This is a genomic window from Methylophaga thiooxydans DMS010 (assembly GCF_000156355.1).
GTDB classification, from domain to species: domain Bacteria; phylum Pseudomonadota; class Gammaproteobacteria; order Nitrosococcales; family Methylophagaceae; genus Methylophaga; species Methylophaga thiooxydans.
This window is the reverse complement of sequence record NZ_GG657899.1, coordinates 578,599-600,827: the sequence shown is the minus strand read 5'-3', so window position 1 is coordinate 600,827 and position 22,229 is coordinate 578,599. Positions and strand designations below refer to the sequence as shown.

Below are 22,229 nucleotides of genomic sequence, written 5' to 3'. Positions count from 1 at the left end.
GAAAAACGACTAGTTTACAGCATCTTTAAGTGCTTTGCCAGCCTTAAATGCAGGGATTTTTGCAGCAGCGATTTTGATTTCTTCGCCGGTGCGTGGGTTGCGACCAGTACGTGCAGCACGTTCGCGTACAGAGAATGTACCAAAACCCACTAAAGTGACTTGATCACCTTTGCTCAGAGCTTTAGTTACAGCTGAAGTGACACCATCAACAGCTTGTGCGGCTTTTGCTTTTGAAATATCTGCAGCTGCAGCGACTGCATCAATTAGTTCATATTTATTCACAGCTTGATTCCTCATATCGTTATAAGTAGTTATATCGTCCAAGTCCCAATAGCCACATAGTTTCCAGACACTGGCTTTATTGGTCTTGTGTATCTAACTACAGCAAAATCGGCGTGTCAAGACGGATAGTTTGTGTTGTCGGCAATAAGTTCCGGCACAAGATGAATAGCTGATGTTCTGTGCTTGACAATCATGCCTTCGCGAGGAATATTGTCATGTTTGCTGTTTCTGGATGTACGCTCGGGTCAACGCAACAAAGCTTTCAACAGAAACGGTTTCTGGTCGCTGGGTAGGATCAATTCCTACCTGTTCAAAAACCTCAGTAGTTATCATATTTTTCAGTGTGTTAGCAATCGTTTTTCGGCGTTGGCTGAATGCTGTCGTGACCAGTTTACCCATCACATCCAAATCCACTTCACCGCCAACTCGTTGCTTCAATGGCTGCAGATAAATAATCGCAGATTCAACTTTTGGTGCCGGCTCAAAAGCTTCAGGCGGCACTGTAAATAATAACTCGGCTTGGCACTGGTGCTGCATCATAATACTGAGGCGGCCGTATTGCTTGTTGCCAGGCTGCGCACATATGCGCTCTACAACCTCGCGCTGCAACATAAAACACATGTCTTCGATGCAGTCGCCTTGGCCTAGTAAGTGGAATAGCAAGGGCGTGGTGATATTGTAAGGAAGGTTACCAATGACGCGTAATGGTTCGCCATCTTTTTGTAGACTGCGATAATCAAACCGCAATGCATCTGCCTCGTGAATGTTTAGCTGTTCATCGTTCAATTGCTTTCTGAGCAATGGTATCAAGTCACGGTCAAGCTCAATTACATCTAACCAATCACAGCGTGATAATAACGGCTTGGTCAGTGCCCCACGGCCTGGTCCAATTTCAACCAGATGTTGGCCTTTAGCTGGACTAATGGCTTCTACTATCGCTTCTATGATGCCCTCATCATGTAAGAAATTTTGGCCAAAACGTTTACGTGCTCGTGGGTATTGAGTTTGTGTCATGATGGATGTTGACTGTTCGCCATAGTGATTGCCATATCGATGGCTGCCTGAAGACTGGTTGCTTTCGCTGCGCCGGTAGCAGCAAGATCCAATGCGGTACCATGATCGACTGATGTGCGAATAAATGGCAGACCCAAAGTGATGTTGACGGCTTTACCAAAACCATGATGCTTGAGAACTGGTAGTCCTTGGTCATGAAACATTGCTAGCACAGCATCATAATCTCTTAGTTTATCTTGATTGAAAATCGTATCAGCAGGCCAAGCGCCAGTAATGGTGGCATCGTCAGATTGCATGGCATCAATGACTGGCTGAATCACCGTAATTTCTTCTTTGCCAAGGTGACCACCTTCACCAGCATGAGGGTTCAAGCCACAAACGGCGATACGTGGTTTATCAATACCAAACTGCTTTCTGAGACTGTTGAGCGTTATCGACAATACCTTATTCAGCGAGTCTTGGGTGATCGCATCAGCAACATCACGAAGAGGTAAATGGGTTGTCGCTAAAGCCACTCTGAGTTGCTCGGTCGCTAACATCATGACGACCTTATCTACCCCGGCGCCTTCTGCAAAGAATTCTGTATGACCGCTGAACTCAACGCCTGCATCGTTGATCACGCCTTTATGCACTGGCGCTGTCACAACAGCTGAAAAAGTATTATTCAGACAGCCATCCAGTGCCATTTGTAAGCTCTGAATCACATAAAGTCCATTAGCGCGATTCAGTTGCCCGGCTGCCACTGGCTCGGCGAGATTAACAGGCAAATAAAATAACTCACCTTGTTCAGCAAGTTGTGGCGGTTGTGACAAATCAACTTCAATTAAACGTAGTTGAATATTGAGTTGTTTCGCACGCTCACGAAGCAAGTCCGGGTCAGCAATAACAACCAGTTGAACCTGTTGCTGTTGCTGGGCTATTTGAATACAAAGATCAGGACCAATACCGGCCGGTTCACCGGCTGTTAACGCAATGCGTTTAATTGGTGTCAAGATTCTCGATACTCCACATACGCTTCATCGCGCATGGCACGTAGCCAGCTTTCAAGTTCTTCATCAATTTTACGTTGACGAATCTGCTCGCGTGCTTTGTTACGTTTGAATTCATCAGCCATATTTTGTTCACGACGATCGTAAACTTTAATTAAATGCCAGCCAAAACGGCTTTCGAATACATCGCTCATTTCGCCGATGGCTAAGGCATTCATTTTTTCTTCAAACTCCGGCACCATCACGCCAGGACTTGTCCAGCCTAAGCTACCGCCATCAATAGCAGAACCGGTATCATCTGAATGCGCGCGTGCCAGCTCTGCGAAATTTTCTCCTTTCGCGATGCGCTGACGTAATTGTTGTAAACGCTCTTCAGCTTGTTCCGCAGACGTCAGCTCATTCGCCCTGATTAAGATGTGACTAGCAAGCGTTTGTTTAACCAGATGTAATTCCTGACTTTTTTTGTCCTTAACCCGAACCAGGTGAAAACCACTGCCGCTTCGTAGCGCTTGACTCACCTCACCGACTTCCAAATCAGGTACTACCTCAGCAAATAGTGATGGGAGTTCACCATGTTTCCGCCATCCCAACTCGCCGCCTTCTAAGGCATTTTGACCATCCGAATAACCCGCAGCAACCTCAGAAAACTCGCCGCCTTCATCTAGTAATGCTTGTACTTTTTGCAACTGTTGTTCAGCTTCTTGCACTTGTTCCGGTGACGCCGCCTCAGGCATGCTGACTAGAATATGCTGGAGTTGATACTCAACCTCCCCACCCTCTTGAATCGTTTGTGTGGTGAGAAAGTTATCGACTTCACGTTCTGACACGACAACGCGATCTTCTACCTGGCTTTTACGTAAGCGAGTAATGATCATTTCTTCACGAATCGTGTTACGAAAGTTTGAGAAATTGTAGCCATCGTCTTCCAGAACATCACGAAACTGACGAAGGTTCATATTATTGTTATTCGCAATTTGCTTGAGTGCTGCATTTAAAGCATCGTCACCAACACGAACACCGACCTGTTCAGCACGTTGTAACTGCAAGCGCTGCATGATGAGTCTTTCTAACACTTGCTTGTTGAGCACCTCGCTAGGAGGAATTGCTGCATCTCTCTGTCTAAGCTGCTGACGCACAGTTTGCTGCATTTCCATCAGCTCACTTTCCAGAATGACTTCATCATTAACCACCGCAGTAATGCGATCGAGAGGCTGTGCCAAGACATTAGTGGTAAGCAGCAAAGCTGCCATCAGATACTTAATCATTGAAACGTTTTACTCCAAAATTCACGCAGGCATTATAAAGCAACAGCGCAATGACTGCGCGTCGCGTCGTTAGACAATCACATTATGATCGCGTTCAGTCCGCTTGATAGCCTCTGATACTTTGCTCTAGCAGGCTGTCAGATTTTTTACCAAAACTGCCCAGACCTTTTAATTCTATCTGCAAATAAATAGACAAGTTGCGATCTTGCTCTTGCGTATCGACGTTACTGTAAATGCTGCCTTCATTCACGTAATTGCGAATAGCCAACCTTGTTGCCCAGCAGCAACTATCGTATTCGACACCAAATAAGCCTTCTAAGGTTCTACCGGTATTAATAGAGCGATAATAACGACCAAACACACTCCATTGCTGATTTATGGGTAGGTGCGCTGATACATCAAGATGCTCCAAGCCTTCTTGCACGTTGGTAGCGGCATTTTCACGACGATAACGGTGTGAAATATTGAAAATAGTGCCATTCTCAGCTCGGTAACGTAGACCTACCGATGATAGGTTTGATTCATTAACATCGGGATCCCATTGCACTTCACCGTTAACCGACCATTCATCGTTTATGTAGGCAACGGCTTCTGCAATCATGTCAGACTCACGATCTTCTTGTACCGAAGCGCCAGGCAGAAAGACCTCACGATCGCTGAAATACTGAATTTGTCCTAATGTGAAACTCAGGGTTTCCTTACCTGTTTGTTCATCAATAATACGACTTGTCACGGCCAGTGACAGTTGGTTCGCATCGCCGACCCGATCACGTCCGATAAAACGATCGTAAGAAAACAAACGAATCATATTAAACGTTGATAATGCTGTATCAAAGTCAGGAATATCAGATTGTTCACGATGAGGAATATAGAGATAAAAAGCACGCGGTTCAATGGTTTGGATGTAGTTATCGCCCCAAATATCGATTTCTCGGTCAAAAAAGACACCGGTATCAAAACTGGCAATCGGTAAGGTCCGCGTGGCGCTATCATCGAAACTGTCGGTGCGATCGTTTTTTAAATCATAACGGGTGTGATTCAAGGCCACACGTGGCGTTGCAAAAAATGCTGCGGTTCCCATCGGTAAGCTGACAGCAGGTTCAAAATCAATACGCTGACCTTCTACCTTGTCTTTGTGATCAAACTCAACAAACTCAGCATCTAGCTCATAACTCAAACCCAACGCTTGATCAGGTAAATGCCCGCGTAACAAAAACTGTGGCAAACGTTTGTACTGTTCATTGACATCACGCAAGGTCTGATAGCCTTGCACACGAGCCGTAAAATCCCAGACATCGCCACGGTAACCTGTCTCTGCCAGTCGATTTAAATGCGTACGGCTCGATAAACTCAAGCCGGAGCCGAAGTCAGAAAAATAATCATCATCCGAGACATACCCATAATCGACTTCGGCACGCCAGCCATTATCGAACTGGCTTAGGTTTTGCCAGGTGAATAACTTTCTATCTTCATTGTAATAAGGATTGGGCTCATCGCCATCTTTACGCAAATCGTCAGAGCCGAGAAAAGAGGCTTCTATTTCGCCCTCACTGTATTCGGACAAATAGCGGAACTGACCACTTAGCATCAAACCACGATCGCTCATGTAACGAGGTGTGATGGTGGCATCCATATCCGGTGCAATATTCCAATAATACGGCGTTGCGAGATCAAAGCCGGTTTCAGAGCTGGTACCAATCGTTGGTGCTAACAGACCTGATTTTCGCTCGTCATTAAGTGGAAAATTGATATATGGCGTGTAGAAGATAGGCCAACCGCCCATACGCACAACCACATTGCTTGCTTCACCCACTGCCGTTTCATGATTGAGGTGGACTTTATTGGCTTTTAACTGCCAAACATTACTGCCCTCTGGACAGGTTGTATAGGTAGCGTCTTTCAGGTTGGTAGTGGCTTTGCCTTTACGAAAAACATGGGCGGCTTCACCCCGGGCATGCATCTGTCGAATGCGGTATTCAGCATTAAGCATAAGACCTTCATCGTTATTTAAAGACCACTCTGCTTGTTCTGAATCAATAATAATTTCACTATCACGTAACCTGACATCGCCACTAGCGGTCACATCACCGCTGGTTCTGTTGTAGGTAGCGCGGTCGGAGCTAAGTTGTTGGCCAGCACGTGTAATATCAACATCGCCTGAGAAAACCGAGGTACCGGTCTGAAGCAATTGCACATGGTTTGCTTTGACATCAACTTCGCTTTGTTCGGGATCCGCAGTCGAAACCGGCATAAAAAGATTTTCGTAGCCAAAATGGCATGTCAGGCCTTGCTCTTGTTCGGCAAAAACGCCCCCAGCAAAACAGGACATTAAGATAGTGGATAAAACCTTTACTCTGCGCATGTTCAACCTCAAGCTGCTGACCCAGCCATGATCGATGTCCTGACCGATAAAAAATAATCATCAATTTATCGCATATATAAGGTCTCGCGGCAACTTAGACAGCATTTCCGACACCTCACAATTCGACTTATCCACGGCACGTCAATAGCTTAGCTATCAGCCGAGACAGACCTGCTAATCAGAAGCAACGTTGCTTTCCGTAAGTAAAACGCAACAACTGAAATTTATTTGTTACGATGTGTTGACACTTCGAGCATCAGTACCTATGATATGCGCTTCCTTTCGGGGGCTATAGCTCAGCTGGGAGAGCGCTTGCATGGCATGCAAGAGGTCGGCGGTTCGATCCCGCCTAGCTCCACCAAATACCGAAAGAAACAGTTTTAGGTCCCCATCGTCTAGAGGCCTAGGACACCGCCCTTTCACGGCGGTAACGGGGGTTCGAACCCCCCTGGGGACGCCATACATAAAACGGGTCTGACAACAGGCCCGTTTTAGTTTTAGAACAAGAAAAAAACCGAATTTAAAGTCACTGGGTCCCCATCGTCTAGAGGCCTAGGACACCGCCCTTTCACGGCGGTAACGGGGGTTCGAACCCCCCTGGGGACGCCATCTACACTAAATAGCGCTTTTATAGCGCTATTTTTTTATCTATCTCACCCGACTATTCATCAGCCAAGCTAAACCGGCAAAGACCATAGTTGGAAACGCCGAAGCCAGCCAAGGTAACAAACCAAATACCAAGCCCATATGCTGGAAACTCTGATTGAATAGATGAAACCCTATTCCCAGTAATGTCCCAGCTAAAACTCGACCACCTATCGGCGTGCTGCGTAAAGGGCCAAAAACAAAAGGCACAGCTAATAAAACCATCACTGCCGTACTTAACGGCATCATCATTTTGCTCCAAAAAGCAAGCTCGTACTGAGCAACGGATTGATGGTTTCTTTTGAGGTATTGCACATACTCCAATAAGTCCCAGACCGGTAAAAACTCAGGCGGCACAACAACGATATTCACCATGCCCGGGTTCAATTGTGACTTCCAACGCGCATGAGCCACAGAGCTTACCTCTACGCCCTTTTCATCTATCGTACTCTGTACGACATCTGAGAGAATCCAGCTATCTTGCTGATACTCGGCTGCAACTGCCTGCGTCAGAATGCGCAAGCGGTGCTTGTCATCAAACTCATAAATCGCAACGTTAGAAAAGCTGCCATCGGCGTTAATGCGCTCAATATGATTAAAGTGATTACCATCTCGCGTCCAAAACCCATATTCCGAGCGAGAGCCAACCGTCCCGGTTTGTGAAACAGACTGCATTTGACGTGCTTTTTGCTCAGCAATAGGTCTAAAAACTTCCCCCATTACTAACGCCACAACCACTAATAAACCGGCGACGATCAATACCGCTTTATTAATGTCTTTAATCGACACACCTGCTGCACGCATGGCGACCAGTTCACTTTGACTGGCCAAATTACCTAAGCCAATCACACTGCCCATCAAAGCAGCGACGGGCAGCAACTCATAGATTCGCTTGGGCATAGTCAGAGCGAGATAGCTGAGAATATCTAGAATCTGATAATTACCTTTACCCAAATCATCAAGCTCAGTGATGAAGTCCATAAACGTGTACAAACCAAGCAAAACCAGCAACACCAATAAGGTGCTGGCAATGATGTTTTTAGCAATGTAGCGTTGAAGAATTTTCATTTGTTGCTGAGTCTATATTTGTATTGTGATATCAGACGCCGTAATTTTTGACGATTAAGCAAGATCAACAAGACTCCCAGCATCAGTACATGTACCCAGATGCCGCCAAACCAAGTCGGCAAATCGCCTTTCGCTACCCAAGCACGGTTAACCCCAAGCAGGTTACTGTAGACAATATAGAGCAGGACGGCGGGGACAAACCCTGCATAACGCCCCTGCCGCGGCCCTGCATTTGCCAGTGGCATCGCCATTAGACATAACAGTAAAGTCATTAATGCCGCCGATGTCCGCCACTGCACCTCGGCAATATCTCGTGCCGAACCACGTTCTAATAATTCGCCTGTCGGCATGGCTTTATGACGCTCTCTTACCTCACCGGCATCACCTTTTTCAACTAACAAGCTGTGTGAAGCAAATTGCGCAATGGTAAAGTCTTGATCACCTGCATTACCTTCGTAGCGATAGCCTTTTTCCAACACCAAAAACTTATTGCCTGTCACCGCATCAATTTCAAAATGCCCGGTTTCTGAACGGAAAATCAATGGCTTATCTTTACCCTCAATTTCAATAAAGACATTTTCCATAAACTGCTTATTTGCACTCAGGCCTTCTGAATAAAACGTCCAGTCACCGTCCCCGCTTTCTTTGAAACTGCCGGCAATCAGGCCTGTTGTATTTGCCGACATCTTGGCCCTTGTCTGCAACTCATAGCGATCCGACATAACGTCTGGTACAACAAATAACGACAGCACAGCAACCATCAGCGCAATCGTGCCTGAAAACAGCATGACATTTCGCATTACACGTGACGTGGAGATCCCACAGGCTGCCATCACCGTCAGTTCGTTATCAGAACTCATTCGTCCCAATGTCAGCATGACCGCCAAAAAAGCACCAATGGGAAGAAGTATGGATAATGCGCCTAAAGAGCTTAAGCCCAACAAACTGAAAATAACGTCTGCGGGCATATTACCGACAGCCGCATCAGCAAGGTAACGCGCAAACCGTGTCGAAATATAGATCAACCACAAAACGCCTGTTACAGCGAAGAGGTTAACAATGAACTCCTTAAGCATGTAGCGGTCAACAACTGCCAGCCAGGAGGAAAACAAATTAGAAACGTTGCGCATCAATGAAGAGTCTTGGTTAGAATAAAGCAGTTATTTCTGACACACTAAAAAGAACAAGTCTAAACCAAATTATCCATACAGGAGAAATCCATGCAGTATTTTGTCACAACAGATGCTCTGGCGAGCCTAGAGACTGATTGCCTTGCTGTCGCAATCTACGATGGCGGAGAGCTTAGTCCGTCTGCTGCTCAACTTGATGAAGACAGTCAAGGCGCGGTTCAGCGAGTTATCGATAGCGGCGATATGACTGGTAAGCGTGGACAAACGCTATTCATTCATCACCCGAGCGGCATAAAAGCAACTCGCCTTCTGTTGGTTGGGTTTGGTAAAAAAGGCAAGACGACAGAGAATGATTTTAATGCCGCTACCACAACGATGGCGCAAGTGCTGAATGACAGTGGCGCGCAATCTGTTGTTTGCACCTTTGCCGAAGTCGAGCTCTCAAACCGTAACGCCGCTTGGAAAGTACGCCAAACAGCCTGCAACACTGAGTCAGCGCTTTATAAATACACACAAACCAAAAGCGACAACAAACCGCTTGAAAAACCACTGCAACAACTCAGCTTCGCAGCGGATGATGCTGATACCGCTGCATTTGGACAAGCTTTGGCTCAGGGTTCAGCCATTGGTAAAGGTATGAACCTAGCAAAAGAACTGGGCAATTTGCCGGGTAACATCTGCACACCTACATATTTGGCAGAACAAGCGGTCAAACTCGGACAGCAGTTCGATTCGGTAAAAACCACCGTATTAGAAGAAGCGGACATGGAAGAACTGGGCATGGGCTCATTTTTGTCTGTTTCTCGAGGCAGTCGCCAACCCGCAAAACTTATCACTATGGAATATAACGGTGCCGGTGATGCTCGTCCTGTTGTTTTAGTCGGTAAAGGCCTAACATTTGATGCCGGTGGTATTTCACTCAAGCCATCTCAAGGCATGGATGAAATGAAATACGATATGTGTGGTTCGGCCAGTGTTTTAGGTACGATCCAGACCATTGCTGAATTGGGCCTGCCGATCAATGTGGTTGGCGTGGTACCTAGCTCGGAAAATCTACCTGATGGTGATGCCAACAAACCAGGTGATGTCGTTACCAGCATGGCCGGTAAAACCATCGAAATTCTCAACACGGATGCTGAAGGTCGCCTGATCCTGTGTGATGCTTTGACCTACAGTGAACGTTTCAACCCTGACATTGTGATTGATATAGCCACCTTAACCGGTGCCATCATTGTCGCTCTGGGTAGTGTTACCACGGGCGTGATGGCAAACGATCAAACACTGGCTGACGATTTAATCAAAGCCGGTAATGATAGCTACGATCGTACTTGGCAGTTACCCATCTGGGATGACTACCAACAACAGCTCGATAGCAACTTTGCTGATATCGCTAATGTTGGCGGCAAAGAAGCCGGTAGTGTTACTGCTGCGTGTTTTCTTTCACGGTTTACTGAAAAATTCACCTGGGCACATCTGGATATTGCCGGCACCGCATGGAACAGTGGCAAAGCTAAAGGCGCAACCGGAAGACCAGTGCCGTTATTAGTGCAATATCTGCTTAACCGCATTGAAGCCAACAGCTGATATGACCCGAGTCAGTTTTTACATACTGAAATCGACACAGTTTGAGAAACGGCAGGCATTCGCCTGCCGTTTAGCTGAAAAGGCTTATCATCAAGGGCATCAGGTATATATCCATACCGATAACGCCGAGCAAAGTGCAGCGCTTGATGAAGCGTTATGGGCAATTCGTCCTGAGAGCTTCGTACCTCATGAAGTTATCAACACGGATGCCGACAATCAAAGTCCCGTGTTAATCGGACATAAGGATAGTACCCCACCACGGTTGATGGATGTCTTAATCAACCTTACCGAACAACAGCCACTTTTTTTCAGTCAATTCGATCGCGTGGCCGAAGTCATTGATGATAACGATGATGTAAAGCAGGCGGGGCGTCAGCGCTTTCAGTTTTATAAGCAACGCGGTTACGAGCTCGATACGTTCCACGTCTAAGGCATTCCGCTCAACGTTATTGTTAAAAACTAATTTCCCTTTGCACTGAACAGGATGGACCGCAACAGGTATAATGCCCTGCTTGTTTAGACGACTTTGACCTAAAAAAGATTTCCATGGAAAAAACATACAGCCCAGACGCAATTGAACAACGTTGGTACCAGAAATGGGAACAGGATGGTGAGTTCCAACCGTCAGGTGAAGGCACGCCCTACTCCATCATGCTACCGCCTCCAAATGTCACCGGTAGTTTACACATGGGGCACGGTTTCAATAACACCATTATGGATACCCTCACCCGCTACCATCGGATGAAGGGCGACAATACCCTGTGGCAACCGGGCACTGATCATGCCGGTATCGCTACACAGATGGTAGTAGAGCGTCAGGTCAATGCCGAAGGCAAAACGCGTCACGAGGTGGGCCGTGAAGATTTCACCAAACGCATCTGGAAATGGAAAGAAGAGTCCGGCGGTAATATCACCCGCCAGTTGCGCCGTCTTGGTTCCTCACTGGACTGGTCACGTAACCGCTTCACCATGGATGACGACCTTTCAGAAGCCGTTAAACATGTGTTCGTTAAACTGCATAAAGAAGGCCTGATTTATCGCGGCAAGCGTCTGGTTAACTGGGACCCCAAACTACACACAGCCATTTCTGATCTGGAAGTGGAAAACCGTGACCAGAAAGGTCATATGTGGCACTTGCGTTACCCACTGGCAGACGGACTCACTACCAGTGAAGGCAAGGACTTCATTGTGGTGGCTACCACCCGACCAGAAACCATGCTGGGTGATACCGGTGTGGCAGTTAACCCAGAAGATCCACGTTATAAAAACCTGATTGGTAAAGAGATTCTTCTACCCTTGGTGGATCGCCGTATCCCTATCGTCGCTGATGAACACGCAGATATGGAAAAAGGCACGGGTGCGGTCAAAGTAACCCCTGCACATGACTTTAACGACTATGAAGTCGGTAAACGTTGTGGCCTGCCGATGATTAATATCTTTACCCTGAATGGCGACGTCCGTGACCTGCCACAGGTATTTAACACTGATGGCAGTAGCAATACGGATATTAAAGCTACAATTCCAGAAGCCTACCGTGGCTTGGAGCGCTTTGCTGCCCGTAAGGCCATCGTCGCTGATTTTGACGCGGCTAGTTTATTACAAGAAATCAAAGATCATGAGCTGACCGTACCTTATGGCGATCGTGGTGGTGTAGTCATCGAGCCTATGCTGACCGACCAGTGGTACGTTGATGCCAAAACGTTGGCCAAACCGGCAATTGAAGCAGTTGAAACCGGTAAGGTCCAATTTGTCCCCAAATCATACGAAAACATGTATTTTAGCTGGATGCGAGACATCCAAGACTGGTGTATATCGCGCCAACTCTGGTGGGGACATCGCATTCCAGCCTGGTACGACGAACAAGGCAATGTCTATGTCGGTCATGATGAAGAAAGCGTTCGAGCTGAACACAGTCTAGCTGCCGATCTGAAACTTACACAGGATGAGGACGTATTAGATACCTGGTTCTCTTCTGCACTGTGGCCGTTCTCAACCCTAGGTTGGCCTAAACAGGACGATGCCGTTAAAACCTGGTATCCCGGTAATGTACTGGTGACCGGTTTTGACATCATCTTTTTCTGGGTCGCCAGAATGATGATGATGGGCATCCATTTCCTCGATGATGTGCCCTTTAAAGAAGTCTACATTCATGGTCTGGTGCGTGATTCGCACGGCCATAAGATGTCTAAATCTAAAGGCAACGTGCTTGATCCTATCGATATTATTGATGGTATCGATCTGGAAACACTAGTTCAGAAACGCACCTCGGGCATGATGCGGCCGCAGCTCGCAGAGAAAATTGAAAAAGCGACACGCAAAGAATTCCCGGAAGGCATTGAGCCTCATGGTACTGACGCATTGCGCTTTACCTTTGCCTCATTGGCTTCCACCGGCCGTGATATCAACTTTGATATGAACCGTATCGCCGGTTACCGTAATTTCTGTAACAAATTATGGAATGCAGCCCGTTACGTGTTGATGAATACCGAAGGTCAAGATACGGGTGTTGAGAATGACGATGTCGAATTAAGTTTGGCTGACCGCTGGATTATTTCTCAGTTACAAACCACGGAACAGAACGTCACCAAAGCCATCGACGGATACCGTTTTGATCATGCGACACAAAGTATCTATGAGTTTATCTGGAATAATTATTGTGATTGGTACCTAGAGCTATCCAAACCTGTCCTTACCAGTGATTCAGCCACAGAAGCAGCAAAACGAGGTACGCGTCGCACCTTAGTGCGTGTTTTGGAAGCCACGCTTCGTATGGCGCATCCATTTATGCCATTTATCACTGAAGAAATCTGGCAAACGATTGCCCCGTTGGCAGGTAAATCAGGCAATACCATAATGCGCCAACCCTATCCTGTTGCCGATGCGAACAAGATTGATGAAGCCGCGGTGACAGAAATGGAATGGGTCATGCAGTTCGTCACAGGCGTGCGCTCAATTCGCTCGCAAATGAATATCGCACCGAAAAAAGCATTACCGGTGTTACTCAAAGATGCTTCAAGCGCCGATGAGTCAATATTGGACAATAACCAACAATTTTTAAGCCGTCTGGCTAATCTTGAAACGATCGAACTACTCAAAGGTGATGCACCTGCAGCAGCAACTGCATTGGTAGGCAAAATGGAAATCTTAATTCCGTTGGAAGGTTTGATTGATAAAGATGCTGAGATTTCTCGCCTGACAAAAGAAATGGCGAAATTAGAAAAAGTCATCAAGCAGTCTTCAGGCAAGCTGGCTAACGAAAACTATGTGGCTAAAGCGCCAGCAGAAGTTGTCGCGAAAGAAAAAGATAAACTGGCTGAAATGCAGCAAGCTTATCAGCAATTTGAGCAACAGCTAAAAGCTCTCAGCTAGACACTTTAAGCATAAAAAAAGCCGCTGTAATCAGCGGCTTTTTTATGTATGTGAAAAAAGTCTATTTATTCTTTTTCCATACCAATTTCGTACAGTTCGATATTGGCTTCTTCGATTTCGCCGGTAGCGGCATCAACATCGACTTTTACTTCATAACCGTGAATGCTTTGAATATCAAATTCATAGGTAGCATCGCCATCAAAGCCCAGCTCCATTTCTGATGAAACTACTTCACCAGGGTGGAAAGTCAAAGCGACTTCTTTTGCTTCAGCTTGTGAAATTTTAGCCAGCTTTTTGAATGTTGCATCATCTGCAGCCACTTCACGTTCGATTTCTGTTACGAAACCTTCTTCTGCATTACACTCGACATTATAGACTGAGCCATCGGCATCAGCTTCAATATCAAATTCATAAACAGGATCATCACCTTCCATCTTAAGTTCGACTTTGCGCGCATTACCAGGAATGGTATCTAACGCTGCATCAAGACAGGTTTCGATTTTGACAATATCCCAGCTACGAATATCATCCAGATCGTAATTATCATGATCGGCAAAAGCAGTTGAAGACAGGGCTAAAGCGATTGTTGCAGGAATAATCTTAAGGAAATGTTTTGTCATATTAAGCTCCATTTAAAGAAGTTGAGATCTAAAAAGACCAGTCTCTACCCACAAGAGCAATGATCAAACTTGTGAACAAAGTATAACACTCATCGTTATATTTAGGAATTTCTCCTATAGGCTAACAATGCTTAATGATGATAAACAGGGAAGTTTTTCCTAAACGCTACGCCGCCGATAATCTCGATAACGTGGTTGCCAAAAATGCTCTGCAATATTGGCTCGTAATACTGACTCAGACGTTTCAATGGCTAATCCCGCTTTTTGTGCAGACTTCGCAACATAAAAAGCAATTTCTTTGCTTAATGCTGTTATTGATTCCAGCGGTGGTAGCAAAGCAGCCTCCTCACTGTTTAATAATGGCGAATGTGCTGCCAGTACCTCACTCGCGACCATCATCATTTCATTTGTTACTCGTGTGATGCCCGCTGCCACAACGGCAAGGCCAATTCCCGGGAAAATATAGCTATTATTACATTGGGAAATAACATATTCCTGACCATTAAACTGCACCGGTTTAAATGGACTACCAGTTGCAATTAAAGCCTGTCCTTGTGTCCACTCAATCAGATCCTGTGGTAATGCCTCTACCTGTTTGGAGGGGTTGCTCAAAGGGAATATAATTGGATGGTGACAATAAGCATGCATGGTTTTAACCACGTTTTCACTAAACAGCCCTGCTTGCCCCGATACGCCAATCAAAACGGTCGGCTTTGCCAGCTCTACAACCTGCTGAAGACTGATTGTTTCTGGAGTCTCAGTTCCTGTCGGTAGCTTTTGAGCCAGTCGTTTTTGGAAATCATACAACCCCGTCATTGAGGTGGTCAGCAAACCTTGTCTATCGACCATAAAAATACGTGCTCTTGCCTGAGCTTCAGTCAAACCTTCCACACACATTTGGCGAACCATTTGTTCAGCAATGCCACAGCCTGCTGAACCCGCACCGGCAAAGACCACAGTCTGCTGCGATAATTGCTCGTTTTTAACCTTACAAGCAGCAATCAGGGAGCCCACAGAAACCGCTGCTGTACCTTGAATATCATCATTAAAACAGCAAACCTCGTCCTGATAGCGCTCAAGTAGCGGTAGCGCTTTTTGTTGTTCGAAATCCTCAAACTGTAATAGAACACCGGGCCAGCGTTTTTCCATCGCGCGAACAAATAACTCAATAAAGTCATCGTATTCTTCACTGCTAATTCTCGGATGTTTCCAACCCATATACATCGGGTTATTAAGTAACGTTTCGTTGTCTGTACCCACATCCAACATAATCGGTAAGGTATATGCCGGACTGATGCCAGCACAGGCGGTATAAAGGGACAGCTTACCAATCGGGATTCCCATACCACCAGCGCCCTGATCACCTAAGCCGAGAATACGACTGCCATCCGTCACTACGATTACTTTGACATGTTGCTTTGTCGCATTATGCAAAATTTCATCAATATGATGCCGCTCGGGATAAGCAATAAACAAACCTCTGGCGCGACGATAGATTTGAGAAAACCGTTCACAGGCTTCCCCTACCGTCGGGGTATAAATGATAGGCATCATTTCTGCCAAATATTGTTGCAGTAAATAATAGAACAGGGTTTCGTTGGTATCTTGAATCGTGCGGAGATAGATATGCTTGTTAATAGGCTCATCAAAGCTGCAATACTGAAGGTATGCGCGCTCAGCCTGCTCTTCAATTGTCTCAAACCGGTGTGGTATCAGTCCGATCAGATTAAAGTCATGGCGTTCTTGTTCAGAAAAAGCCGTCCCTTTGTTCAGTATCGGCACTGAGGTCAACGTTGGACCAGTGAAGGGAATATAAATTGGGTCTTGTGAAACATCAGCGTTCATCTGCAGCAGTCCTAATCCTATGGGCGTCTGACTTCAGTATAAACCTGAGTACCCGCTTCATTTCAAGCGGTTTATAAACAAAAGCCTGGCATGAATAAATTCAAACCAGGCTATCAGGTTTATTTTTCTTTAAGTGTTGTGAACTCTAATTCTTAATCCCCACGGACTACGGCTTAATAATGCCCAAAACAACGGCGATATTGGCGAGTTCTGCTGCGGTGCTCACTTTGAGCTTACTTTTTATTTGAGTGTTGTAGTTTGCTACGGTTTTATAGCCTAAGTGCAAATCTGTCGCCACTGCATGAGCAGTCATTCCTCTCGCTAAGCGACAAAAAACATCAAATTCACGAGGTGATAATAAATCTACTACCTCGCGATAATGATCAATATCGACATAACGAACATCATCCTTTTCGGGTAGCAACTTCTGCTCAATGTATTGCTTGCCACCGGCAACCGTTTTTACCGCTTCAGCCAGCACTTCTGCTGCACTGTTTTTACTGACATACCCTTTCGCACCTGCCTGCATTGCTCGTTCTACATAAATAGACTCATCATGAATACTGTAAACCAGCACTACTGCATCAGCATCTTGCCTGTGAAGTCTGCGAATAGTCTCTAACCCACCAATACCCGGCATGGATAAATCCATCACCACCACATCAGGTTGCAGTCGTTCATATTCCTGGCCAACAAGCTCTCCTCGATTCACGTCCATAATGTCACCAATAAACGCCTGCGTAGACAGCAACATTCTGAAACCCGCGCGGACAACTTCATGGTCATCCACCAGAAGAACACTTATTTTGTTATCAATCATTCACTCTCTCAATAAAAGGCATCCAAGCCCTTACTCTTACACCCAGGTTACCATTAGACTCAAATACAAACTGACCACCCATGCTTTCTACCCGTTCGCGCATACCTAAGACACCAAACCCTTCGCCTTCTGTTGAGCCACCGATGCCATTATCTTCCACACGAATAACAACTTGATTCCGGCCTTTTATAAGATGTCGTCTAACCACAACCATAGCCTGTGTTGCTTCGGAGTGACGTACTACATTAGTCAGACACTCCTGCACCACACGATAAACATGAATAGCCACTTCCTCATTAAGCCAATCGACCGCCTCGTCGTAATTTAACTCAATTTTGAGTGTCGGATGACGACGCTGCCACTCACTAACCAAATCAGTTAATGTCGCAGCAAGACCAAGGTCCGCCAGACTCAAGGGATGTAACGTTCGCATCATCGATCTGACAACGACGGACAAGTGATTACAGATACCAATAATCGAGTCAGAAATTTCGTTAATTTTAGCTTGTGGTTGCTTCGTTGCCACCGCCATTGCTTTAACCGCGGTCAATGACTGCCCCATTTCATCATGTAATTCTCGCGACATAGTCTGACGTTCATTTTCCTGAATATGCATGGTGTGTCTGGCTAATGCCTGATTATTCTGGCGAGCGGTATCCAAGGCTTCTGAGAGATTATTCACTTCCGCTGCAATGGCATCAAATTCGCTGATTTTAAAGCGTGGTAACTTCTTGCCATATTCACCGCTTTCAACTCGCCTTAGCCCAGTGAGAATAGCGTGGACCGTTCTCAACATAGAATGAAAGACGATATTAATCGCGATAAAAATCACCATCATCATCAAAACGATCGACCAAAAAAATGCCAGTGACTCACTCCACGCCTCAGCGACCTCATCAATTGGATCAGCGCGTATTAAAAGCGTTTTAGTTGAACCATTTAAAAGACGGATATCATAACTGGCAGAGGGGTAATCGCTGGTCACAGCCATTTTAAACCAGACAGGAGGCTCTTCTTGTTCCGACAAATCATTACCGGAAAGCCATTCGCTTTCCGAACCATCATCATTGACCAAACTGATATGAATGTGTCGGGTTTTTTGAATGGCACTTAACTGCCGCATCCAGTGATCTTCAATTACCATGCGGTTATCGGGGTAACTAAAACTCAGTTCGAGCATCTCAAGCGCAAGATTAAAGGAAGAGTTAATTTCCTTTTGTACTGACTGTCGGGCTTGCCAGATGGCCATGACACCACCGATAATTAAGATCAATACAACAGACAGCACAATCCGTGCATTGATTAAGCCTCGAAGACTCATCGCTCTTTACCTAAAACCATTAATAGCAGTAATTTCATCATCAAATGGTTTATCTGAGACAAGATAGATAATTGTCGTTGCATCATCATCACCCACAGGTGCCAGTCGACCTGACTCCATGGCTACCGTCAGCCAGTTACCATTGATATTTTCTTTTTCGAGTTCTAGCACTTTGTCAGAGCGATTGAACAATGATACAGCCGTGACGTAGACATTCTGATGCCGCCAACTTTCAATCGGAACCGTCTTGATTGCCGGCTCATCAAATAAGCCCGCCGCAATCGGAATCACTCTGACAGATTCATATGCACTTGCCTCTGAGCGTTGTAACTCAGGCGTTCTAACAGTCTGAGCAGCAAAATTCGTCATATTCTGAAACACTTTGGATTCAAATGCTTGGGGAATATAGGTACTTTCCTCTGCTTCCTCATCAACATTTATGAATTTGTTCTTAAATGTCTCTGTTCTTGATTGTTTCTGATTATAATCACGATAAAAACGATTATCCGTCTGACGTAACTTTTCACTCTCCTCAGGTACATTCATCACCCGTGGAGTAATCAGAAGTACAGTTTCTGTTTCTTGCTCACTTTCAGTGGTAGATCGAAAGATACGACCCAACACAGGAATTTCGCTTAAAACCGGCACCTTACGTTCATTCTTATTTTTGCTGGTTCTGATAAGGCCACCAACTGCCACTGTCAGGCCATCCTTAGCCATGACAGTCCCCGTCAGACGTGCTGTATCAACTGTATCAACAGGCAAATTCTGTACTGTGCCATTGCCATCTGTTATTGGCACAGAACCACCGCCAGGGTTTACTGTAGAATTTTCCTGTTCAATAAGTAACTCAACCGTCTCATCGCCATTGATTCGAGGTGTAATACGTAAAGTGATACCAATATCTTCACGGTTAACAATGGCTTGTACATAGGAAGGCTGAATCACAACACCATTATCAATAATAGCCGGGAAAAACTCGAAGCCATCTGTAAGCAAAGTTTCTGCACCGATAAACAATTCTGCCTGCCGATGATTGGATGCCACAATCATTGGGTTGGATAGCACTCGAACACGATTATTTTCTTCAAGAAACTCTAGGTTAGCTCTGAGTCGACTGTTGAGGAACTCATAGACAAACGTCCCACTATTTAACAAGGCATTATTGCCTAGCAATGCGGGTTGTTGAGACTGATTCCCTCCGCTTGGTTGTAACTCAAAGTTAAAAATAGAATTAAAATCTTCACCCAAAATAACGCTGAGTATGCGCATCTCTAACATTACTTGAGGTACAGGTATATCCATTGAATGGATAAGCTGTCTGATGTTTGAAAGTACAGACTTATCATCTGAACGAACAACCAGCATATTATGCTCATTATTCACCGTCACATAGATAGGCTGAGATTGTATCGTTGCTTCTTGTAGAGCTTCTTGGCTGACGTTTCGCTGTCCGGTTTGTTCCAAAGCTGAAGCAATTCTCTCAATCTGATCAACCGTCAGCTCATCACCATCTAATTGAGAACCGGATTGGGGCAAGTTGCCCTGACCAAACCTGTTGCTACTATTCCTACTACCACTCGAACGGTTTGATCGCCCTGAACTTCGAACACTGCTGTTATTGCCTCTAACACCGCCTACATTGTTTGACCCAGAGAATCCACTTGCCCCCGTGTTAGACCCATTACCAAAAGTATTAGATGCTGGAGGTAAGCCATATGAAAGCACAACGCGTTCTCCAAACAGATCTTCAATGGCTTGGGCAATGATTAAAACATTGGCATTGAGTAAGCGGAAGATCTCAATATTTTCACTTTCCCGAACAATCAGGTCTTTACTGTATTGTTCACGCGTCATTAAGCGATACGTATCCGTATCTTCATCAAACCGATACCACAAATCGCTAATGCGACTGATCGATTTCACTGCATCCAGAATGGTGACGTTTTTAAGATGAATCGTAACTTGCTTTTGAGCTGCTTCCGGTGTCGCAATAATATTTTGCTGACTCAATTCAGATAATGTTCGAACCACATCACTGAGGCGACTATCCGTAAATTCGACTTCTTTTATCCGTATCGTCTGATCTGTTCTGGGTATTCTTGGGCGTGCTGATATCGGTTGCACTTGTTCCGCGATATAAGGCTGATTGATAACCGACTGATTTTTCACATCAGCCGAAACCAATCCGCTAACCATCAGTGGCAATAAAACAATATTGATTTTTTTTAGTTTCATAAATCTCATCTTAAAACCCGAATCCGGCCCAGAGTGCCTGTTTCAATCGTGACGCTGAGGCGTGAAATCTCAGAAATTCGAATAGCGTTGGCAGGTTGTCTGGGGTCGATATTTATCTCATCGCCTTCACGAACCATATAAACCCCACTCCCCGTAATTTCTAACAGCGCTAACTGCTCCTGTGCCCCTTCAGGTGTGACAAAACCTCTGAGCCGCATCTGGGGTATTTTGATATCAACATCATCGAGAGCAGGCCGAAAACCAAACGCCTCAGAATCAATATTGGCCACCGTCCCAGCTTGCTCATACATCAAGGCACTGGGCGTGAATGGATCACGGATGAATGTTCTATCCGCACTATTGGCCTGAGACAGTTCATTGGCAGAAACCACGGTGATGACAGGTAATAGCAAACTTGCCATCATTATTTTTATAAAAAATTTCATTATGCTTTCCTGCTAATTATCCTGCGAGGGCAAATAACGCCTGAAAAAAGGCATAGTAAACAAACCCAACCATGCCACCAATCACCAGAATCATGGCTGGCTCGATCATAGCTGAAAGTCGTTTGATACCTATTTCAAGTAAGTTTTGATAATAAATGCCCAACTCCTGTTGAATTCGATCCAGGGAACCGGTTCTCTCCCCAATAGCGATCATATGTGTTACCAGCGACGGCATCTGTGGATGCTGAATACTACTGGCAAGATCACGACCAGACATGACGCTATTAGACGCCTGCTTTAGCTTGTCCGAATAAATCTTGTTCGCTATCAGGTCTGCCGTTATTTTCAATGTGTCAAAAATGGTAATACCGCTTCGCATCAGTATAGAAGAAGCCCAATTCAGTTGAGCCATAGAACCAAAAATGATCAGCTTTCCAAACACAGGCACGCTAAGGAGAACACGATCAATCCAGCGGCGACCTTTATAAGTCCTGTAGGTAATAAAGATGAGGATGATGATAGCAATGCTGACACCAATGATAGTGAGCCCATTTTCTCTGAGAAAGGCAGCACCATCGATCAGTGCCTGGGTGGACTCTGGTAAACGCTTGCCGCGTCCTTGAATAAACTGTGCAAATTTAGGAATGATCATCGTAACCATAAATACTGCAACACCAAGCGCAGCCAGTACCACAACCACTGGATAAATCATGGCATTAATCATTTGTTTACGTAGTTGCGATTTCTTCTCTAGATGAACCGCCAACCGCTCCATAATGAGGTCCAGTTCACCGGTACTTTCACCGGCCACAACCAGATTTATGGTGATATCAGGAAATACATCCGGATGTTTACCCAGTGCCGAAGACAGAGATTGTCCGGCTTCTATATCGCGATGCATTTTTTTCAATGCCAGGTGCAACCGTGGGCTACTCACCTGCGTTGCTGCAAGTTGTAGGCACTCAGCCAACGGCAGGCCAGCTCTGAGCATGAAGGCCATTTGTCTGTAAAAGAAAATAAGGGCATCCGTGGAAACGGAACGCTGGGTCGCGTACCAGTCTCTGAAACTTTCTTCACCCAGAAAACCACTCTGGCGCCTTTCTTTGATATCAAGAACACGCAGACCTTCGGTACGTAATGCTTGGGCAACAGCATTGGCATTGTCAGCCTGAAGTTTCCCTGTAAGCTCTTCACCGGTTCGACTCAGTGCCTGATAAGCAAACATGGGCAT

17 protein-coding genes and 3 tRNA genes are annotated in these 22,229 nt (G+C 45.6%); 6 read left to right on the top strand and 14 right to left on the bottom strand.

Features of this window, described 5'->3' with window-relative positions:
- Nucleotides 1-9: 9 nt before the first annotated feature.
- The 5 genes from MDMS009_RS11740 to MDMS009_RS11720 form a co-directional block, all read right to left on the bottom strand.
- A complete protein-coding gene (locus MDMS009_RS11740) occupies nt 10-282 on the bottom strand; it encodes an HU family DNA-binding protein (protein ID WP_043888239.1) in 273 nt (90 codons plus the stop codon).
- A 213-nt stretch (nt 283-495) separates the two neighbouring features.
- Entirely contained in the window at nt 496-1,296 is an 801-nt protein-coding gene (rsmA, locus tag MDMS009_RS11735; RefSeq protein ID WP_008291210.1) for a 16S rRNA (adenine(1518)-N(6)/adenine(1519)-N(6))-dimethyltransferase RsmA, read from the bottom strand.
- Nucleotides 1,293-2,288, bottom strand: coding sequence for a 4-hydroxythreonine-4-phosphate dehydrogenase PdxA (gene pdxA, locus MDMS009_RS11730; RefSeq protein WP_008291507.1), 996 nt, complete (start codon nt 2,286-2,288; stop codon nt 1,293-1,295). The genes rsmA and pdxA overlap by 4 nt, the downstream gene beginning before the upstream one ends.
- Complete coding sequence (locus tag MDMS009_RS11725) at nt 2,285-3,550, bottom strand: peptidylprolyl isomerase (protein WP_008291731.1); 1,266 nt, start codon at nt 3,548-3,550, stop codon at nt 2,285-2,287. Before MDMS009_RS11725 ends, pdxA begins: the two co-directional genes overlap by 4 nt.
- Before the next feature lie 94 nt (nt 3,551-3,644).
- Entirely contained in the window at nt 3,645-5,879 is a 2,235-nt protein-coding gene (locus MDMS009_RS11720; RefSeq protein ID WP_237700520.1) for an LPS-assembly protein LptD, read from the bottom strand.
- Between the two features lie 318 nt (nt 5,880-6,197).
- On the opposite strand from MDMS009_RS11720, the gene MDMS009_RS11715 reads away from it, so the two are divergent.
- The 3 genes from MDMS009_RS11715 to MDMS009_RS11705 all read left to right on the top strand — a co-directional run bounded on the left by MDMS009_RS11715 (nt 6,198) and on the right by MDMS009_RS11705 (nt 6,521).
- Nucleotides 6,198-6,273: transfer RNA gene (locus MDMS009_RS11715), tRNA-Ala, on the top strand.
- Nucleotides 6,274-6,296: 23 nt separating this feature from the next.
- Nucleotides 6,297-6,372: transfer RNA gene (locus tag MDMS009_RS11710), tRNA-Glu, on the top strand.
- 73 nt (nt 6,373-6,445) lie between these two features.
- A tRNA-Glu gene (locus tag MDMS009_RS11705) sits at nt 6,446-6,521 on the top strand.
- A gap of 39 nt (nt 6,522-6,560) precedes the next feature.
- Here the strand turns inward: MDMS009_RS11705 and lptG are convergent.
- Complete coding sequence (gene lptG, locus MDMS009_RS11700) at nt 6,561-7,625, bottom strand: LPS export ABC transporter permease LptG (protein ID WP_008291581.1); 1,065 nt, start codon at nt 7,623-7,625, stop codon at nt 6,561-6,563.
- Complete coding sequence (gene lptF, locus MDMS009_RS11695) at nt 7,622-8,701, bottom strand: LPS export ABC transporter permease LptF (RefSeq protein ID WP_052298173.1); 1,080 nt, start codon at nt 8,699-8,701, stop codon at nt 7,622-7,624. Before lptF ends, lptG begins: the two co-directional genes overlap by 4 nt.
- Before the next feature lie 144 nt (nt 8,702-8,845).
- Here lptF and MDMS009_RS11690 point away from each other — a divergent pair, with 144 nt between their 5' ends.
- The 3 genes from MDMS009_RS11690 to MDMS009_RS11680 all read left to right on the top strand — a co-directional run bounded on the left by MDMS009_RS11690 (nt 8,846) and on the right by MDMS009_RS11680 (nt 13,708).
- Nucleotides 8,846-10,339: a leucyl aminopeptidase gene (locus tag MDMS009_RS11690; protein WP_008291561.1), complete on the top strand. Its 1,494-nt coding sequence runs from the start codon at nt 8,846-8,848 to the stop codon at nt 10,337-10,339.
- On the top strand, nt 10,323-10,769 hold the full coding sequence (locus MDMS009_RS11685) for a DNA polymerase III subunit chi (RefSeq protein WP_237700519.1): 447 nt from the start codon (nt 10,323-10,325) through the stop codon (nt 10,767-10,769). Before MDMS009_RS11690 ends, MDMS009_RS11685 begins: the two co-directional genes overlap by 17 nt.
- Before the next feature lie 116 nt (nt 10,770-10,885).
- Nucleotides 10,886-13,708, top strand: coding sequence for a valine--tRNA ligase (locus MDMS009_RS11680; RefSeq protein WP_008291490.1), 2,823 nt, complete (start codon nt 10,886-10,888; stop codon nt 13,706-13,708).
- A gap of 65 nt (nt 13,709-13,773) precedes the next feature.
- Here MDMS009_RS11680 and MDMS009_RS11675 read toward each other — a convergent pair whose 3' ends face one another.
- The 7 genes from MDMS009_RS11675 to MDMS009_RS11645 all read right to left on the bottom strand — a co-directional run bounded on the left by MDMS009_RS11675 (nt 13,774) and on the right by MDMS009_RS11645 (nt 22,229).
- On the bottom strand, nt 13,774-14,328 hold the full coding sequence (locus MDMS009_RS11675) for a PepSY domain-containing protein (protein WP_036313804.1): 555 nt from the start codon (nt 14,326-14,328) through the stop codon (nt 13,774-13,776).
- Nucleotides 14,329-14,487: 159 nt separating this feature from the next.
- Entirely contained in the window at nt 14,488-16,173 is a 1,686-nt protein-coding gene (locus MDMS009_RS11670) for an NAD-dependent malic enzyme (RefSeq protein WP_008291384.1), read from the bottom strand.
- A 166-nt stretch (nt 16,174-16,339) separates the two neighbouring features.
- Nucleotides 16,340-16,993 (bottom strand): response regulator, encoded by a 654-nt coding sequence (locus tag MDMS009_RS11665; RefSeq protein WP_036313813.1) that lies wholly within the window; start codon nt 16,991-16,993, stop codon nt 16,340-16,342.
- A complete protein-coding gene (locus MDMS009_RS11660; protein ID WP_008291276.1) occupies nt 16,986-18,314 on the bottom strand; it encodes a sensor histidine kinase in 1,329 nt (442 codons plus the stop codon). The genes MDMS009_RS11665 and MDMS009_RS11660 overlap by 8 nt, the downstream gene beginning before the upstream one ends.
- 6 nt (nt 18,315-18,320) lie before the next feature.
- Nucleotides 18,321-20,552, bottom strand: a complete 2,232-nt coding sequence (locus tag MDMS009_RS11655) for a DUF3438 family protein (RefSeq protein ID WP_008291578.1) — start codon at nt 20,550-20,552, stop codon at nt 18,321-18,323.
- Nucleotides 20,553-20,557: 5 nt separating this feature from the next.
- The gene (locus MDMS009_RS11650; RefSeq protein ID WP_008291365.1) at nt 20,558-20,998 is read right to left on the bottom strand and encodes a hypothetical protein; all 441 of its coding nucleotides are present in this window, start codon (nt 20,996-20,998) and stop codon (nt 20,558-20,560) included.
- A 16-nt stretch (nt 20,999-21,014) separates the two neighbouring features.
- Nucleotides 21,015-22,229 (bottom strand): type II secretion system F family protein, encoded by a 1,215-nt coding sequence (locus MDMS009_RS11645; protein ID WP_043888238.1) that lies wholly within the window; start codon nt 22,227-22,229, stop codon nt 21,015-21,017.

Excerpts from the sequence above, each read along its gene's own strand:
- rsmA (WP_008291210.1), bottom strand. The coding sequence starts at position 1,296 with ATGACACAAACTCAATACCCACGAGCACGTAAACGTTTTGGCCAAAAT.
- MDMS009_RS11725 (WP_008291731.1), bottom strand. The coding sequence starts at position 3,550 with ATGATTAAGTATCTGATGGCAGCTTTGCTGCTTACCACTAATGTCTTG.
- MDMS009_RS11720 (WP_237700520.1), bottom strand. The coding sequence starts at position 5,879 with ATGTCCTGTTTTGCTGGGGGCGTTTTTGCCGAACAAGAGCAAGGCCTG.
- lptG (WP_008291581.1), bottom strand. The coding sequence starts at position 7,625 with ATGAAAATTCTTCAACGCTACATTGCTAAAAACATCATTGCCAGCACC.
- lptF (WP_052298173.1), bottom strand. The coding sequence starts at position 8,701 with ATGCTTAAGGAGTTCATTGTTAACCTCTTCGCTGTAACAGGCGTTTTG.
- MDMS009_RS11690 (WP_008291561.1), top strand. The coding sequence starts at position 8,846 with ATGCAGTATTTTGTCACAACAGATGCTCTGGCGAGCCTAGAGACTGAT.
- MDMS009_RS11680 (WP_008291490.1), top strand. The coding sequence starts at position 10,886 with ATGGAAAAAACATACAGCCCAGACGCAATTGAACAACGTTGGTACCAG.
- MDMS009_RS11675 (WP_036313804.1), bottom strand. The coding sequence starts at position 14,328 with ATGACAAAACATTTCCTTAAGATTATTCCTGCAACAATCGCTTTAGCC.
- MDMS009_RS11670 (WP_008291384.1), bottom strand. The coding sequence starts at position 16,173 with ATGAACGCTGATGTTTCACAAGACCCAATTTATATTCCCTTCACTGGT.
- MDMS009_RS11665 (WP_036313813.1), bottom strand. The coding sequence starts at position 16,993 with ATGATTGATAACAAAATAAGTGTTCTTCTGGTGGATGACCATGAAGTT.
- MDMS009_RS11660 (WP_008291276.1), bottom strand. The coding sequence starts at position 18,314 with ATGAGTCTTCGAGGCTTAATCAATGCACGGATTGTGCTGTCTGTTGTA.
- MDMS009_RS11655 (WP_008291578.1), bottom strand. The coding sequence starts at position 20,552 with ATGAAACTAAAAAAAATCAATATTGTTTTATTGCCACTGATGGTTAGC.
- MDMS009_RS11650 (WP_008291365.1), bottom strand. The coding sequence starts at position 20,998 with ATGAAATTTTTTATAAAAATAATGATGGCAAGTTTGCTATTACCTGTC.
- MDMS009_RS11645 (WP_043888238.1), bottom strand. The coding sequence starts at position 22,229 with ATGCCCATGTTTGCTTATCAGGCACTGAGTCGAACCGGTGAAGAGCTT.